The following is a 15,316-nucleotide window of genomic DNA, read 5'->3' on the forward strand; positions in this document are numbered from 1 at the left end:
AGTCTGCTATTCCAAAACGACCACCTTCAATTTTGAAAGTCGTGCTATTCTTTTGAAATCCGCTTTGTTAAAGGTGTACAATTCATCACAATGCCGTTCGGCAATGGCGGTGTGGAGGCAATCATTGATATGCTGGAAACCTAGGTGCTTGCATAGTGTGATGGCTCGCCGCATCTCCGATGCTTCGTAGTTCAATGGCACCAAACTCAAAAAGGTCGTCAGAATTGATTCGATATCTTGCTTTTCCAATCCTAAACGATTCAGAACATAGGCAGTTTCCTGCATCGTTAGAAAAGACACTTTGAGTTTTCCGGAAGAAATTACCTTGTCAAAAATGTCCTTAGCAACGCTATACTTGGAAATGTCTTGTGGTACCAGGAAATGAATCAACACGTCTGTGTCGAGGTAAATCATAAATTCACCTCATCTGCAAGCTTAGAAATATCGATATTGGGATCGACCTTCGCGTCTTTAAACCGCTCGCGGAGCGCCGTTAGGGACCGGTGCTGGTCTTGCTGTGAGATATTATCTGCATTAACGTGTTCGACGACTACCGTTAGCTCCCCATCGCCAAACATCTTTCTAACGAGGTCGGCGAATGCGGGAGTCATACTTCCGGCTTTTAAATGAAAAGTGTGCTGCATAGCTATCTGGAATTGCTTTTACCAAAAATAACAATTCCAGAAAGCACGTGCAACCCATACAGCCTCAAAATCCGGTGGATAATCGGGAAATGAGCAGAAGGTCACGCCACAGACAACATCCGCCTGCTCGAGTTGGAGCAGTTGGGCCTTGTCGGGCGTGGATTTTCTGAGTTTCCCCAACGCGCCCGCATTCGGCACAAGCGTGATCGAACATCCTGTAAAGTAAATGGTGATTGGACAGAGCGAAGCCGCACTGCCGATTGGCGGTGCGGCTTTTTGTGGTTGCGCACATAAGAGTACCGATAAATAATGGGTGACAACCAAAGAAGAAGAAATGTTTGTTATTTACAAACATTTGTGTAACTTGAAAATAGTTTTTGAAAGTCAGCCAGACGATAATCGGCACACACTATAATGGAAAGTCTTATTCAGAGAATCAAAGAAATCGCGGCAGCGAATGCATTAGGATTTACAATTACACTGCCGGATTGTGAGTATGTCACATCAGGCTACGTCGTTGCCATGCTGGAAACGCAGAACTCTTTTGGTGACGAGGGGTTGAGACGGGTAATTGAAATGGCATCAGACACTACCGGAATTATGGGAGGTTGGAACAACGATGGGCTATTTTATTGGGATGCCGTTTATATTATTCAGGACCGCAAACGTGCGATCGAGTTGGGCAAAGCCAATGAGCAAATCGCGATATATCACATCGAAAATGATGACGTGATACTCATTTAGATTAGACAAGTATTCAATTGTTTTATGTTATTACCACTTCGACTATGGAAACGATTATTAAGAATATACATTTAATCAAGGACTTGACTACCGAGGAGAATATCAAGAAGCTTGAAATAGGCGCTTTGCAACACCGCAAATTTGCCAGGATTACTTTTAAAGTAATTTCAGTTATTGGAAAAGTCATGCAAATACATACAGTTCAAACCAAGTCCCCGCATGAAAACCACGCCGACGAGGATAGGTTGATCCTTCGTACAAAAGAGCTTTTTCTACACTTCTTCCCGGACTATGAAATTCAAGTAACCGCGACACCGTATCAGGCGAACCCCACTGAAAAAGTCACACCGGAATACATTCGCGAAGCTATGAACAGCTACGATATCAAAGTGAAGGACATTGTGGATGAAACCGGGATCGATAAAAGTAATGTAAGCGCGTGGGTAAATGGAACCCGTTCGATGTCACAGCCTGTGAGGGCTATGTTTTATTACTACATCTGGCAGAAGGCAGCGGTAGCACGAACTGCTTGATTATCCATACTTATTGATATTGCTCAATTTATAAAAGGGGTTGAACCTATCAACCCCAACAATATCGTTCGAAATCCCCCCTCCATTACGCCACGGACAACATCCGCCTGCTCAGCGCGCTTACGCGGATTCCTTTTAAATATTTCGTGCGTTCTTCGATTTCGTTCTGGTAGCGGAAGGTGTAGCCCGGGCCGGCGGCGCGTTTGAATTCGCGGGTCGCTTCCTTGATTTGCTTGCGCGAGATGCCGCTGTATTCCAGTTGGAGCAGTTGGGCCTTGTCGGGCGTGGATTTTCTGAGTTTCCAGTATTGCGGATGGTTCGGGCCGATCGGTTCGCGGAAACCGGTATCGTGCTTTTCCCGGATAAGAAATTCGTAATCGATGATAATTTCGGCGCGGTTGCGGGCCACCTGCCCTCTTACCACGATCTTGGCCTCCCGGCCCACGCTCAAATGAAATGTCTTTTCTAATATCATGACGGTTTCCAGTTAACAGGAGTGATGCCTCTCGCCTCCAAATTTTCATTCCAGCAACAGGTGGTTTATGCAGGATCCATTTAGTCTACTTGTTTTATAGACAAAGTAAAGTTAAAATTGTGACTCTTCAAAGCCCAGGCCGCAAAACTTCGATCCCGACATGAAACATTTGTTTTTACAGCTCAAATTTCCCGAACTTACCGCATTCACATTCCCTTACCCGAACATTTTATCGAATATGAATACCCGTTTTACCGCACGGCTGCTACCGGCAATGATGGTGGCCGTGCTGCTCCTCCACCTCCCCACTTTGGCGCAACCCGCGTCGAAATCTAAACCGAACATCATTGTTTTCCTCGTCGACGATATGGGCTGGCAGGATACTTCGGTGCCGTTTTGGGACAAGCCTACTGACTTCAACCGTCGCTACCACACGCCGAACATGGAGCGTCTCGCCCGCGAGGGCATGAAGTTCACGAACGCGTACGCGATGCCCGTGTGTACGCCAACACGCGTGAGCCTGATCACGGGCGTGAATGCGGCGCGTACCCGTGTGACGCACTGGACGTCGCCCGACAAAAACAAGAACACCGACTACGCCGACCCGACGCTCAACGCCGTCGACTGGAATATCAACGGTTTCAGCCCGGATGCGGGCGTGGAGCACACTTTTCATGCGACCGCATTGCCCGAGGTGCTGCGTGGGAATGGCTACTACACGGTTCACAGCGGCAAGGCGCATTTCGGCTCGGCGGGGACGCCAGGTTCCAACCCATTGAATACGGGCTTTGATATCAACATCGCCGGCAGTTCGATCGGTCACCCGGCCAGCTATTCGGGCAAGGCAAACTACGACAACCCCACGAACGGTAAGCCCAACCGGAATGCGGTACCGGGGCTCGAAGCCTACCATGGCACCGACACCTTCCTCAGCGACGCCATTACCACCGAAGCCCTGAAAGCGATCGAAAAACCTATTTCAGAAAAGCAACCATTTTTCCTCTATCTCGCGCATTATGCCGTACACATCCCGCTGACGGCCGATCCCCGCTTTTTGAACAAATACCTCCAAGCCGGCCTGGACAGTACGGAAGCCAAATACGCCGCGCTCGTCGAAGGGATGGACAAGAGCCTGGGCGATGTGCTCAAATACCTGGACGACAAGAAGATCGCCGATAATACAGTCGTACTTTTCATGTCCGACAATGGCGGCCTGAGTACCACTCCCGCACGCGGCGGCAAAGCCTGGACGAACAATCTGCCGCTGAAAGCCGGGAAAGGCTCTGTATATGAAGGCGGTATCCGCGAACCGATGTTAGTGAAATGGCCGGGCGTCGTGAAAGCGGGCACGGTAGCCGGTCAATATGTGATCGTGGACGATTTCTTTCCTACCATCCTCGAAATTGCAGGGGTTAAGAATGCCCGGACCGTTCAAAAAGTGGACGGAAAGTCATTTGTACCGATCCTGAAAAATCCGGCTTTCAAAGACGACCAGCGCGGGCTGGTATGGCACCATCCCAACCGATGGATTGCCGCCGAAGGGCCCAATATCCATTACGCCAGCGCATTCCGGCAGGGCGACTGGAAGCTGATTTACGACTACCGGCAGGCAAAACTGGAATTGTACAATCTGCGCAGCGATATTGGCGAGGAGCACGATCTGGCAGCCACAAATCCATCGAAGGTAAAAGAACTGGCGACGCTTCTCTCGAAACAGCTCAGAGCGTGGGATGCGCAATGGCCGACTTTCAAAAGCACAGGCAAGCCGGTACCGTTTCCGGACGAACTCGCAGATCAATAGTTACCTCTCAAAAACAAAACACCTCCCAGGAAGCCCCGGGAGGTGTTTTAGCTTTACTCAACGTGTGCAACAACGTGCACGTTAATTGCACATGAAAATATAATGCCTGTGCAACTGATTGTAGTACAAAATCTTATCGAACGGACAATCAACCTCCTTCTTCCGTATTTTTCATTTTCATCAACAACGCATAGGCATTACGGATCACGATGTTGGATTCGGCTCCGATCTCCGCCCCGCCGATCTGCTGAAAGCCGTTCCTGACCGTCCCCGGCTCGATTTCGACCATCTCGAAATTGCCCGAATCGCGCTGGATGAATACGAAAGATTTGTTCTCCCAGCGAACCACGGCATCTTCGGGCACTGCCAGCGCCTTTTTGCGCTCAATGGATACCTCGCCGTTCATAAACATGCCCGGTACCAGCGCCGCATTGTATCGCTCAAAATGGCAATGCACCTCTGCCATTCTGTCATCGGTAAGGCTCTTGCCGATCAGGATAATTTCGGCTGTGAATTTCTTCGAAGGGTCTGCGTTGCTGTAAGCTGTAACCCGCTGACCGACAGACAATGCGCTCAAATCCTTTTCGAACACATTGAGTGACAGGTGGATATCTCTCGGATCGACCAGTTCGAAAAGCATATCCGTCGGTGCCGTGTATTTACCCACGTTTACATTCACCTTCGAGATAAAGCCATCGATGGGCGCAAGAACAGAGACTGTTTTCGAAATATTCTCCGCGTTCAAATGCCTGGGTGCAATGCCGATCACTTCCAGTTTTCGCGCCAGGGCATTCATCAAAATCCGCTGCGTTTCCATCTCGGCTTTGGCCTGCTGGTAGACCTTGTCGCTGGCCGCTTTGCTCAGGTTAAGGTCTTTCTGGCGGGCATATTCGCTCTCGGCAAGCTCGAATTTGGCCCGCGCCGTTAGGTAATCCTGTTGTAGCTGGATAAACTGCATGTCTTCCAGTTCAGCCAGCACCTGCCCTTTTCTGACCCGCATCCCCGGTAGCATTTTCGTCGATTTGAGGTAGCCGCCCAAAGGAAAACTGAGACTGACGGTACTCTGCGGCGGAACATCGATTTTCCCTTGCAGCATCAGCGTTTCCGATACGTTCTTCAAAACCGGCTTACCCACCTCGATCCCCACATTGCGTATTTGTTGTGGATCAAATGACACTTGCCGCATGACCGCATTCCCTGAATTTTCGGTCGCCGTGCCGGCGGATGCCTGGGTATTGCCCGTGCGCCCGGCGTCTTGCTCCCGATCCGGCGTGCTGCACGAGAGGCAGGCCCAAAACGCCACGGATATTAAAATGTATGTTTTCATAATGACTTATTGATTGTTCAAATGGAGTAAGTTGATCACAGCCTCGTTGTAGCTGCCTAGCGCATTCACGTATTCGCTGCGGATGGCGATGGATTGCCCGGCGAGGATCACCCATTGCAGGTAATCGATCTCCCCGGCCACAAACTGGCTGTCGGCCACGGTAATGATCGTCTCGGCGTTTGGAAGGCCCTGCTGCTCGTAGTACCGGAGGTTTTCAGTGAATTTCCGGACTTGTTCCCGCGCATTACGCCAGTCGGAGCGCAGCCGCTGTTCGGTCAGCTCGGCGTCGTTTTGCGCACGTAGCCAATCGATGCGGGCAGCGGCTATTTGGGCGGTATGGGCCTTGAAAAAGATCGGGATATTGATTCCCACGCCGTAGTAGCCAAACCGGTCCTTCCCGGTCAGGTTTACTTCCTGGCCATTCAGCAATTGTGTCCCGCGAAAACTGAGGTTGTTGTAAGCCGCCGAAAATTCCGGCAGCACCCTTGATTTCTCCGTCCGGTAACGGAAGTACGCCGATTCCGTGAGCTGCTTACCGATCTCGATCTGCGGCAAATCCGTGGTTGCCGCGGCGGTATCGGTAGCGTTCGGTGCGGTAATGCGGGCCGTTGTCCATGCAGGGGTGTATGCCAATGAATCCTGCAACCAGAAGTTGAACCGTACTAGTACAATGCCGAGATCGTGCCGCACGAGGTTGAGCTGGTTAGCGATCTGCTGTTTCTGTGACGTAGCGGCGGTTTTTTCCAGCAAATTCGACTCGCCCCGTTCGAAGCGGAGATTGGATTTACTTTCAAAACCGGTGAAAATGCTGTCGGCGTAGAGCAACAGTTTCTCGCGCTCTTTCAGCACGGCATATTCGTAAAAAAGCTGCCTTACGCCCGTACGCACTTCCTGCTCGCTCAGCTTCGTGCGTGCCTGCGCCGCGAGGTAATCCGCCTCGCGTGCCTTCCGCTGGTTGGTATAAACGGTCGGAAATGCGATCGCCTGCGTGATACCGATGCGGGTGTCGTTATTCGGGCTATTGAACTTGCCGTAGTCCGCACTAATGCTGGTTTTGGCAATGTCGAATGCACCGCGCCGCAGCTTTTCAGCCGACTGCTCGCCGAGCCTGCTTCCTTTCACATTACGGTTATGCACCAGCGCTTTTTGCTCTGCTTCTTCCAGGCCGATGGCATTATGCTGTGCCTGTGCCGATGTTGCCAACAGCAGCAAGATGCCTATTACAGTGGCGCCATGGCGTTGCTTCGCCTCCGGTTTATTTTTTGAGTTAAACAACAAATACAAAGCTGGTAAAACAAAGAGCGTGAGCAATGTAGCCGTCACCAGGCCGCCTATCACCACTGTGGCGAGCGGTCGCTGCACCTCGGCACCGGCGCCGTTGCTGACAGCCATCGGGAGGAAACCCAGCGACGCCACGGCGGCCGTCATCAATACGGGTCGCAGGCGGTTGCGGGTACCTGTCATCACCAGCTGCAATGCGTCGGTGATACTTCCTTCTTTTTTAATGCGGTTAAACTCCGAGATCAGCACAATGCCGTTCAGCACCGCCACACCGAACAATGCGATGAACCCTACGCCCGCCGAAATGCTGAACGGCATCCCGCGCAGTGCCAGCGCAAACACGCCGCCAATCGCCGAAAGCGGAATGGCCGTATAAATGAGCGCGCCGTCTTTCACCGAGGAGAATGTGAAGTACAACATCATGAATATCAGCAGCAATGCCACCGGTACCGCAATGCCCAGCCGCGCCTTGGCCTGTTGCAGGTTTTCGAATGCACCGCCGTAGGTAATGGAATAGCCGCTTTCGAATCTGATCTTCGCCTCCACCTGCTGCTGCAACTCTTCCACGATCGACTGCACATCGCGGCCGCGCACATTGAAACCGACGATAATGCGCCGCCGCGTATCCTCGCGCTGGATCTGGTTCGGGCCTTCGATTTCGCGCACGGCAGCTACCTGGCTAAGCGGGATTTGCAGGCCGCCCGGCGTCGATACCAGCAGGTTTTGCACGTCGGCAATGCTTTTGCGGCCTTCGGCACCCACGCGCACCACGAGATCGAAGCGTTTTTCGCCTTCATAAATCTGCCCGGCGGCGGCACCAGCGAATGCGGCATTGATGGTTTTGTTCAGATCGTCGATATTCAAACCGTATTTCGCGATTTCCGCGCGGTTGAAGTCGATCACGATCTGCGGCATGCCGGTTACCTCTTCCACATACCAGTCGGCGGTGCCGTCCACGCGCCGGGCGATCTGGCCGAGCTGGCTGGCGTAGGCGGCGAGTTTGTTCAAATCTTCGCCGAAAATCTTGCAAACCACATCCTGCTTGGCGCCGGTCATCAGCTCGTTGAACCGCATTTGCACCGGGTACTGGAAGCCGGTAGTCACGCCCGGCACCACTTCCTGCGCCGTAGCGGCCATTTTGGTAGCCAGTTCGGGGAAGCTTTTGGCATTCTTCCATTCCGACTTGTCTTTTAAAACAATGATCATATCCCCGCCTTCGATCGGCATCGGGTCCGTGGGGATTTCGGCGCTGCCAATGCGCGATACGACTTTGATCACCTCCGGATAGTCCTTTTGCAGCCGGTCCGAAATGCGGTTGATCGCGTCTATGGTCGTTGTCAGGTTGGTACCTACCAAAAGGCGTGTCTCGGTAGCGAAATCGCCTTCTTCGAGCTGCGGGATAAACTCGCCGCCCATCTGACTGAAAACCAGTACCGCACCGCCAAATAGCACAAATGCACCGGCCACCATCGCGCGCTTGAAGCGTAATGCTCGTGCGAGTGCCCGCTCGTATGCGCGTTCGATCCTTTCCATAACCCGATCCGACCAGTTGGGCGCATGGCCGAGCTTCTTGCTGATCAGCAGCGAACTAATCATCGGCACATAGGTAAGCGACAGGATGAATGCGCCCAGGATGGCGAATGCGACCGTCTGCGCCATCGGTTTGAACATCTTGCCTTCAATGCCCGACAGCGAAAGGATCGGCAGGTACACGATGAGGATAATGATCTGCCCGAAAACGGCCGCATTCATCATCCGGCTGGCAGACCCCGACACCTCGTTGTTCATCTGCTGTTGCGTAAGGCGGTTCAGTCCTGCGTATTTCCGGGAGGTATGCAAATGGTGCAGGATCGCCTCGACGATGATCACCGCGCCGTCGACTATCAGCCCGAAATCCAGCGCTCCGAGGCTCATGAGGTTGCCGCTCACGCCGAAAATGTTCATCGTCGCCACCGCGAAAAGCATCGATAGCGGGATCACCGATGCCACGATGAACCCGGCCCTCAGATTACCCAAAAACAACACGAGCACGATCACGACGATCACCGCACCTTCGAGGAGGTTATGCTCCACGGTACCAATGGCATTGTTCACCATTTTGGTACGGTCCAGAAAGGGTTCTATTTCAAGGCCTTCGGGCAATGTTTTGCCGATCTCCGCGATCCGCGCCTTCACATTACCGATCACTTCCGAAGAATTCCCGCCTTTAAGCATCATTACAATGCCCCCGGCCACCTCGCCGTAACCGGCCATCGTGAGCGCGCCGTAGCGGATCGCAGGTGCGAAACGTACCTGCGCCACGTGGCTCACCAGCACCGGCACGCCTCCGCGATGCGCCACCACAATGTGATTGATATCGTCAATGGAGCCGGCTAGCCCGAGACTGCGGATGTACAGCACCGTCGGTCCCTTTTCAATGTAAGCGCCGCCGGTGTTCTGGTTGTTGCGGCTCAATGCGGTGAGTACGTCGGTAATGGTGAGGCCCATGGCTTTCAGGCCCGAGGGGTCAACCGCCACCTCGTACTGTTTCAGCTCGCCGCCGAATGTGGAAACGTCCGCCACGCCCGGCGTACCGAGCAACTGTCTGCGAATGAGCCAGTCCTGCGTGGTACGGAGGTCAGACAGCGTGTATTTTTGCTCAAAACCCTTTTTGGGTTTCACTACATATTGATAAATCTCTCCCAGCCCGGTGGTAACCGGTGCCAGTTCGGGTTTGCCGGCGGTTTCGGGCATATCTAACTGCGAAAGCCGCTCGGTTACCTGCTGGCGAGCCCAGTAAATGTCGGAATCGTCGTCGAAAACGATGGAAACCAGCGAGAGCCCGAAGCGCGACATGCTCCGGCTTTCTTTCAATCCGGGAATGTTGGCCGTAGCCTGCTCGATCGGGAAGGTAATGAGGCGCTCGACGTCCTCGGTGCCGAGCGAAGGCGCCGTGGTGATGATCTGCACCTGGTTATTGGTGATGTCGGGAACGGCATCGATGGGCAGGCGGGTCAGTTCGTAGCTACCGAACGCAACCCACAGCAACATGAATATCCCGATCACCAGCTTGTTCTCCACGGAGAACCTGATGATTCTGTTCAGCATATTGGTCGGAAAATAAATACACGGATACGCACACGGCCGCGTCGGCGGCATGCACGGGCAATGCGGGCGCTTGATGGGCCCGGATGTAGTGTATTTATGCCCGCGGCGGGCGGAAGAGCGAGCCTAGCACGGTGCTGTACGCGACCTGCGGTACGGCGGGGCCATATTCGGCTTTAATGGGCAGATAAGCCCTTTTGAATGTAAAAACAGGGGTATGCGGCACGAAAATGAAGTTGGATGTGTGTGCTTCCACCTTTTTGAAAGGCAGCTGCATGTCCTTGTCGTCGTCGTTGTCGTTGAGGTCCTTCCCGAGGTAATGCATGGAAAGGAAATCGGAGAAGGTGATTTCGTGGTTGAGCGACTGGTGCTCGGCGAAATGTTTGAGCAGCAAAGGCACCTTGTACACCTGGCAGAGCGAGGTCGTATCCAGGATGACTATAAATAAAATGATATTTCGCAGTAGCCTTCTCACGGCCGTAAAAGTAACTCACGGGATCGTTAAAATCAACCGCAGCGCCCTTTTTGCATTTGAAATAAACTACAAACAAAACGTGCCGACCATCGGCCGGCACGTTAGGAAACGAATAAGTACAAATTTCCTCAAACATTCACTATTTACCGCTTCCGGAGCTCTGCAATGAAGCCAGCTTGGATTCGTCATCGGCGATCTTCTTCTTCAAGGATTCGATATTCTTGCTCAGCTTTTCGAGGTTCTGCTGAGCCCGGCGTGCCCGTTTGGCGTCCCGGTGTGCCGATCCGGCACTTTTGCTGGCCCTGCGCGCATCCTTTTTGTCCTGCGGGTTATCACCCAGCTTTTCAGCTGCTTTCTTGTTTTCATCGGCTGATTTACGGGCTTTTTCGGCAGTACTCGCCACATCGTCGGTTTTTTGAGCAACCTGATTTTCCAGTTTGGCCAGTTCAAGTTTCCGGTCGTTCAGCCGTTTGCTGACTTCGATCACCTGCTTCTGGTCTTTCAGCATGTTGATAGAGTCTTTGGACACCACCTGGGCGGATACCGTTAGTGTCATCAGCAAGAGACCCAATACTCCTGCTATGTCCCTGATTTTCATAATGGTTTTTAATTTAAATAAATGATAATAACCTGTCCCGCGCAAAAACCGTGCCCGGGAACGTCGCTAAATATAGTTCGCCCGCAGGAATCAAACAATGATTTTCCGGGTTAATGAATGCGTACCGTGCGCCAGCGCTCCGGAACATGTCACTCTTATTTACTTAATTCATCAACAAGTTGAAACATATATTACCCTGGACGGCCCTCGGGCTGGTGTTGCTGCTGTCGTCCTGCGACAATCTTTTCCAATACAATCCCAATGAGGAAACGCTGCTGGAAAGCGAGCGAAACCTCACCGCCAAGAACATCGATAAGATCAGCCAACTGCCCGTTTCCGATACGACCCGCTTTATCCTGATGGGCGACTCGCAGCGGTGGTACGACGAATGCGAGGATTTTGTACAAAGTGCCAACCAGCAAAAGGGCATTTCATTCGTGCTGCATGCCGGCGACATTTCCGATTTCGGCCTTACCCAGGAGTTCAAATGGGTGAACGAGATCATGACCTGCCTGAAATATCCTTATGTGACGGTGATCGGCAACCACGACATCGTCGCCAACGGCTCGGCTACTTACCGCAAAATGTTCGGCCCGCTCAATTATTCCTTCGCGTTCGGGCGCGACAGGTTCATTTTCATCAATACCAATTCGCGCGAATATGCTTTCGACGGCTCGGTACCCGACATTGCCTGGCTGAAAGCACAGCTTGCCGACAATCCTACGCACAAGAATACGATCGTAGTCGGGCATGTGCCTCCATTCGACGCGGATTTTGACAAAAACCTCGAAAAATCCTACACGGAAGCGCTCGCAACCGACCCTTCGGTAAAATTCACCCTGTACGGCCACCAGCACCGATTCTACGAAGGCCAGTTTTACGACGACGGCGTGAATTACCACCTCACCACCTCCATGGGTGCGCGTGGTTACATGGTCGTTTCGACCTGGGAAGGCGGTTACAATGTTAAACGGGTCGAATTCTGAAAGTCATGAAAAAGTATCTCCTATCACTATTTTTACTGGTCAGCCTTCAATCACTGGCACAGGAAGTGGGCCTGCGGCCCCGCCGCAAATGGTTTCTGCCCGATCACCTCAAATTGCAGTTTGCCGGGAATATCGGCTTCGTATCGGGCGGGCCAGGCTATGTATCCCGCAACCAGACGCTGGAAACGGATTTGCTGTTCGGTTTTTTACCTCAAAAATTCGGGGGCGACGCGCTGGTAACGACCACGCTGAAAACGACTTATTCGCCCTGGCGCATCGGACTGCGGGATAATTACTACATCAGACCGTTCTCGATCGGCGCTTACCTGAGCTACACTTTCGGGCCCCAATTCGATACCAAATGGCCATCGTATTATCCGGCAGGTTATTACTGGTGGGCAACGGCCATCCGGCCGGGGGCTTATATCGGTGGCAAGGCGGGCCGGAATGTGGTATTGAACAACCGGCGAAGGTCCCTCGAACTGTATTACGAGCTGGGCACTTACGATTTGCTCATTATCAGCTACATACAAAATAAAAGCTTCCTGAAAATAAACGACATCGTGAGCCTTTCGCTGGGTGTGAAGTTTGCTTTCAATTAAATGCGCTCGGTTTTCGAGGAAATGTCCCGGATGATCTCGTCCAGCGCGTAGGCCGACGTGAGGACGTGGTCGAGCAGCTCGTTCTTCTCGGTATCCGAATGCTGGTAGTTGCGGATGAGGTCAATCAGGCCCATCAGCCTCGCCAGCGGAGCGCGTATCACGTGCGACTGCATCCAGGCAATCTCCTGTAATTTGTGGTTGCGCTCCTCGATCTCGCTGATGTAACGCAGGCGGTCGGTCACGTCGTGGCCGATCGCGATCCAGTGCGTATGTACGCCGCCTGCGTCGGCAACGGGCAACAGCGACAGATTGATAAAAAATTCCTCGCCATCGCGCACATAGCGCAACGTGGCGCCTTTGAGTGCTTCTACATTGAAAATGGCATCTTGCAGCCGGTCGAAATCGTTGCGGGCCGGACTGAAACCACGCAGTAATGCGGGACTTTTGCCTACAACTTCTTCGGGTGAATGACCGGTAATGCGGGTGAATGCGGCATTCACATAAAGAATTTTCAGGCCCGAAATGTCGCCCGGGTCGGACTCGGCGATGAGCACCGCGTCGTTGGTATTGGTGATCACGGATACCAGCAATTTCAGTTCGTGCTGCTCCTGGCGCGTTTTGGTAACATCCCGCATAACGCCGATCATCCGGACAGCCTTTCCCGCACGATTGCGCCGGATGTACCCGATCTCCTCCACGTAGGCATACTCGCCGTCGGACTTCATGAAGCGGTAGTCGGTGCTCCATTTGCGCTGTTGCGGATCGGCCAGCTGCATTTCCAGGCTCTTCTCCACGCATTCACGGTCGGCCGGGTGCACGCGTTCCGCCCACCGGGCGAGGGGATAACGCACCATTTCCGGCTCGTTACCGAAAAGCCTGAAAAAGCCGTCGCCCCATTCGATATGGTCGCGGGCGAGGTCCCAATCGTAAATGGCGTCGTTGGTGGCCATATTCACATATTCGTAGCGCTCGTTGACGTCCTGTACCAGCTCGGAGTTCTGCCTGTTTTCAAAGATCACTTTCAAAATCGAAGCGACGCGCTCGATTACTTTCAGCTCGTCTTCGCCAGGCACCGTAATGTGGTCGTAATAAACAGCGAACGTCGCCACCACGTCGTCATCCAGAATGATCGGATGCGACCAGCAGGCCAGCAGGTTATGCGGCAATGCGAGCTGCCGGTACGTTTCCCAGCGCGGGTCGGCAGCGATGTCGCTTACGATCACCTGCTGTTTCAGGAAAGCCGCCGTTCCGCAGGAGCCCGCATTCTCTCCTATTTCCCGGCCATTGATCGCTTCCACGTATTCCAGCGGCAGCGAGGGCGATGCCAGGCTGTACAGTTTTTTATTTTTAATACCCAATAAAGAACACCTGGAGTGCGGAAACATCGCTTCCACACCTCGCACATACGTATCGAGCACACTCGCGAGCGGCGTATCTTTCATCGAGTTCATTTCGAGCACGATCTTTTCGAGGTGTTCGAGGTTTTCAAGGCGTTTTGCCTCCGTAATATCCACCATCAGGCCCCTCAGCGTAACAGCTTTCCCGTCTTCCGTAATCACCGATACCACGTCTTTGATCCACACCAGGCTGCCGTCGGCCTTCACCATACGGTAATCGAATGTGTGGTTGCGCAGGCCGCGCGTCTCGCGGTGGCAATACCGGACGGCCTGTTCGCGGTCTTCCGTATAAATATGGTTTTGCCAGAAAGCCGGGTCGGCAAGCCACTCTTCCGGCGTGTAGCCGAGAATGTTCCGGACCTGGTCGCTGATAAAATTGAATTCGAAAGTGTCGGCATCCGCTTCCCAAACGATCCCGTCGACCGTCTGCACAAGCGATTCGAACTGGCGATGCGACTGCACGAGTTCCTGCCCGACCATCTTCTGTTCGTGGATGTCGTGGATCACCCCGTAAATGCGGGTGCATACGCCCTCGACAACCTCCGCTTTGCCCGTCACACGGACCCACTTTTCTTCGCCCCGCCAGGTAATGATGATCAGTTCGAGGTCGAAAAGCTTCCCGCTGACGATCGTTTCCTGGACGGCCTGCATAAAAGCTTCGCGGTGCGCGCCGGGACGGTAAAAGTCCATCGTCGTCAGGAAACCGGGCTGGTAGTCGGCCGGTACCTCGTGTATTTCCTTCACTACATCCGACCAGTTGATCACTTCATTGATCAGATCCGCTTCCCAGCTGCCGATACGGGCAATGCGAAGTGTTTCGGTGAGAAACTTCTCGGACGTAAACGGGCTGTGCGTCTGCCGGGCTAGCGTTACCTCGGTCACATCCATCACGGTGCGGAGGATGCACGTTAGGTCACCGGCCTCGCTCCTTATGGGCGTATTGGTGGCCAGCAGGTATTTCACATCCTGCCTGCCCTCGCTATCGGGCGGCAGAATGTACTTGGTGGCCGGCGATTGATTGGGCAAACCATCCGCTACCAGCTTTTCGAGCAGGTTGTTCCAGGGCGGTACGCGGTTGTAAGGATTATTTGGAAATGCCTCGTAAAATCCCTTGCCTATGAGCTCGTCACGGCCCATTCGCACCATTTCGAGATAGGCGTCGTTCACGTCGGTGATCGTGAATTTCGGCACGTCCGTCAGCACCACCATACTTGGCGCGGGTAGATACTTAAATACCTGACTCAGATAGTGGTTGATCATATCGTTTGTCGGCCAAAATGGCCTGATGCACAGTTTCCCTAACGATATTTAATAAACGTCTACATCAAATTCCCCCCGGTCCCAAACCTCATTATTCGTACAATTTAAA

At 53.0% G+C, this 15,316-nt stretch carries 14 protein-coding genes; 5 read left to right on the forward strand and 9 right to left on the reverse strand.

The window, feature by feature from the left end:
- Window positions 1–6 precede the first annotated feature (6 nt).
- From BLQ88_RS18155 to BLQ88_RS36465, 3 genes are read right to left on the reverse strand one after another with little or no spacing between them, the layout of a single operon-like run.
- A complete protein-coding gene (locus BLQ88_RS18155; RefSeq protein ID WP_090152999.1) occupies window positions 7–414 on the reverse strand; it encodes a type II toxin-antitoxin system VapC family toxin in 408 nt (135 codons plus the stop codon).
- Window positions 411–644 carry a hypothetical protein gene (locus BLQ88_RS18160; RefSeq protein ID WP_090153003.1) on the reverse strand — a complete coding sequence of 78 codons (234 nt, stop codon included), beginning with the start codon at window positions 642–644 and terminating at the stop codon, window positions 411–413. The genes BLQ88_RS18155 and BLQ88_RS18160 overlap by 4 nt, the downstream gene beginning before the upstream one ends.
- 18 nt (window positions 645–662) lie before the next feature.
- Window positions 663–968 carry a hypothetical protein gene (locus tag BLQ88_RS36465; RefSeq protein ID WP_143016865.1) on the reverse strand — a complete coding sequence of 102 codons (306 nt, stop codon included), beginning with the start codon at window positions 966–968 and terminating at the stop codon, window positions 663–665.
- Window positions 969–1,058: 90 nt separating this feature from the next.
- On the opposite strand from BLQ88_RS36465, the gene BLQ88_RS18165 reads away from it, so the two are divergent.
- Window positions 1,059–1,388, forward strand: coding sequence for a hypothetical protein (locus BLQ88_RS18165; RefSeq protein WP_090153006.1), 330 nt, complete (start codon window positions 1,059–1,061; stop codon window positions 1,386–1,388).
- Window positions 1,389–1,432: 44 nt separating this feature from the next.
- Window positions 1,433–1,921 carry a hypothetical protein gene (locus tag BLQ88_RS18170; protein ID WP_090153008.1) on the forward strand — a complete coding sequence of 163 codons (489 nt, stop codon included), beginning with the start codon at window positions 1,433–1,435 and terminating at the stop codon, window positions 1,919–1,921.
- Window positions 1,922–2,006: 85 nt separating this feature from the next.
- On the opposite strand, the gene BLQ88_RS18175 is transcribed toward BLQ88_RS18170, so the two are convergent.
- Complete coding sequence (locus BLQ88_RS18175) at window positions 2,007–2,396, reverse strand: hypothetical protein (RefSeq protein ID WP_090153011.1); 390 nt, start codon at window positions 2,394–2,396, stop codon at window positions 2,007–2,009.
- Window positions 2,397–2,556: 160 nt separating this feature from the next.
- Between BLQ88_RS18175 and BLQ88_RS18180 the strand changes: the two genes are divergently transcribed.
- Window positions 2,557–4,197: a sulfatase gene (locus BLQ88_RS18180; protein ID WP_090153013.1), complete on the forward strand. Its 1,641-nt coding sequence runs from the start codon at window positions 2,557–2,559 to the stop codon at window positions 4,195–4,197.
- 148 nt (window positions 4,198–4,345) lie between these two features.
- On the opposite strand, the gene BLQ88_RS18185 is transcribed toward BLQ88_RS18180, so the two are convergent.
- The 4 genes from BLQ88_RS18185 to BLQ88_RS18200 all read right to left on the reverse strand — a co-directional run bounded on the left by BLQ88_RS18185 (window position 4,346) and on the right by BLQ88_RS18200 (window position 10,962).
- Window positions 4,346–5,524 carry an efflux RND transporter periplasmic adaptor subunit gene (locus BLQ88_RS18185; RefSeq protein ID WP_090153016.1) on the reverse strand — a complete coding sequence of 393 codons (1,179 nt, stop codon included), beginning with the start codon at window positions 5,522–5,524 and terminating at the stop codon, window positions 4,346–4,348.
- 6 nt (window positions 5,525–5,530) lie between these two features.
- The gene (locus BLQ88_RS18190; RefSeq protein WP_090153017.1) at window positions 5,531–9,892 is read right to left on the reverse strand and encodes a CusA/CzcA family heavy metal efflux RND transporter; all 4,362 of its coding nucleotides are present in this window, start codon (window positions 9,890–9,892) and stop codon (window positions 5,531–5,533) included.
- 94 nt (window positions 9,893–9,986) lie between these two features.
- The gene (locus BLQ88_RS18195) at window positions 9,987–10,364 is read right to left on the reverse strand and encodes a hypothetical protein (protein ID WP_090153020.1); all 378 of its coding nucleotides are present in this window, start codon (window positions 10,362–10,364) and stop codon (window positions 9,987–9,989) included.
- A 139-nt stretch (window positions 10,365–10,503) separates the two neighbouring features.
- Window positions 10,504–10,962: a hypothetical protein gene (locus BLQ88_RS18200; RefSeq protein ID WP_090153023.1), complete on the reverse strand. Its 459-nt coding sequence runs from the start codon at window positions 10,960–10,962 to the stop codon at window positions 10,504–10,506.
- Window positions 10,963–11,141: 179 nt separating this feature from the next.
- On the opposite strand from BLQ88_RS18200, the gene BLQ88_RS18205 reads away from it, so the two are divergent.
- Window positions 11,142–11,948 carry a metallophosphoesterase gene (locus BLQ88_RS18205; protein ID WP_090153024.1) on the forward strand — a complete coding sequence of 269 codons (807 nt, stop codon included), beginning with the start codon at window positions 11,142–11,144 and terminating at the stop codon, window positions 11,946–11,948.
- Between the two features lie 5 nt (window positions 11,949–11,953).
- The gene (locus BLQ88_RS18210) at window positions 11,954–12,550 is read left to right on the forward strand and encodes a hypothetical protein (protein WP_090153027.1); all 597 of its coding nucleotides are present in this window, start codon (window positions 11,954–11,956) and stop codon (window positions 12,548–12,550) included.
- Here BLQ88_RS18210 and BLQ88_RS18215 read toward each other — a convergent pair.
- Window positions 12,547–15,207 (reverse strand): PAS domain-containing protein, encoded by a 2,661-nt coding sequence (locus tag BLQ88_RS18215; RefSeq protein ID WP_090153029.1) that lies wholly within the window; start codon window positions 15,205–15,207, stop codon window positions 12,547–12,549. The two genes, BLQ88_RS18210 and BLQ88_RS18215, sit on opposite strands and share 4 nt — an antisense overlap.
- Window positions 15,208–15,316: the final 109 nt, after the last annotated feature.

It is taken from the genome of Dyadobacter soli (assembly GCF_900101885.1).
GTDB classification, from domain to species: Bacteria; Bacteroidota; Bacteroidia; order Cytophagales; family Spirosomataceae; genus Dyadobacter; species Dyadobacter soli.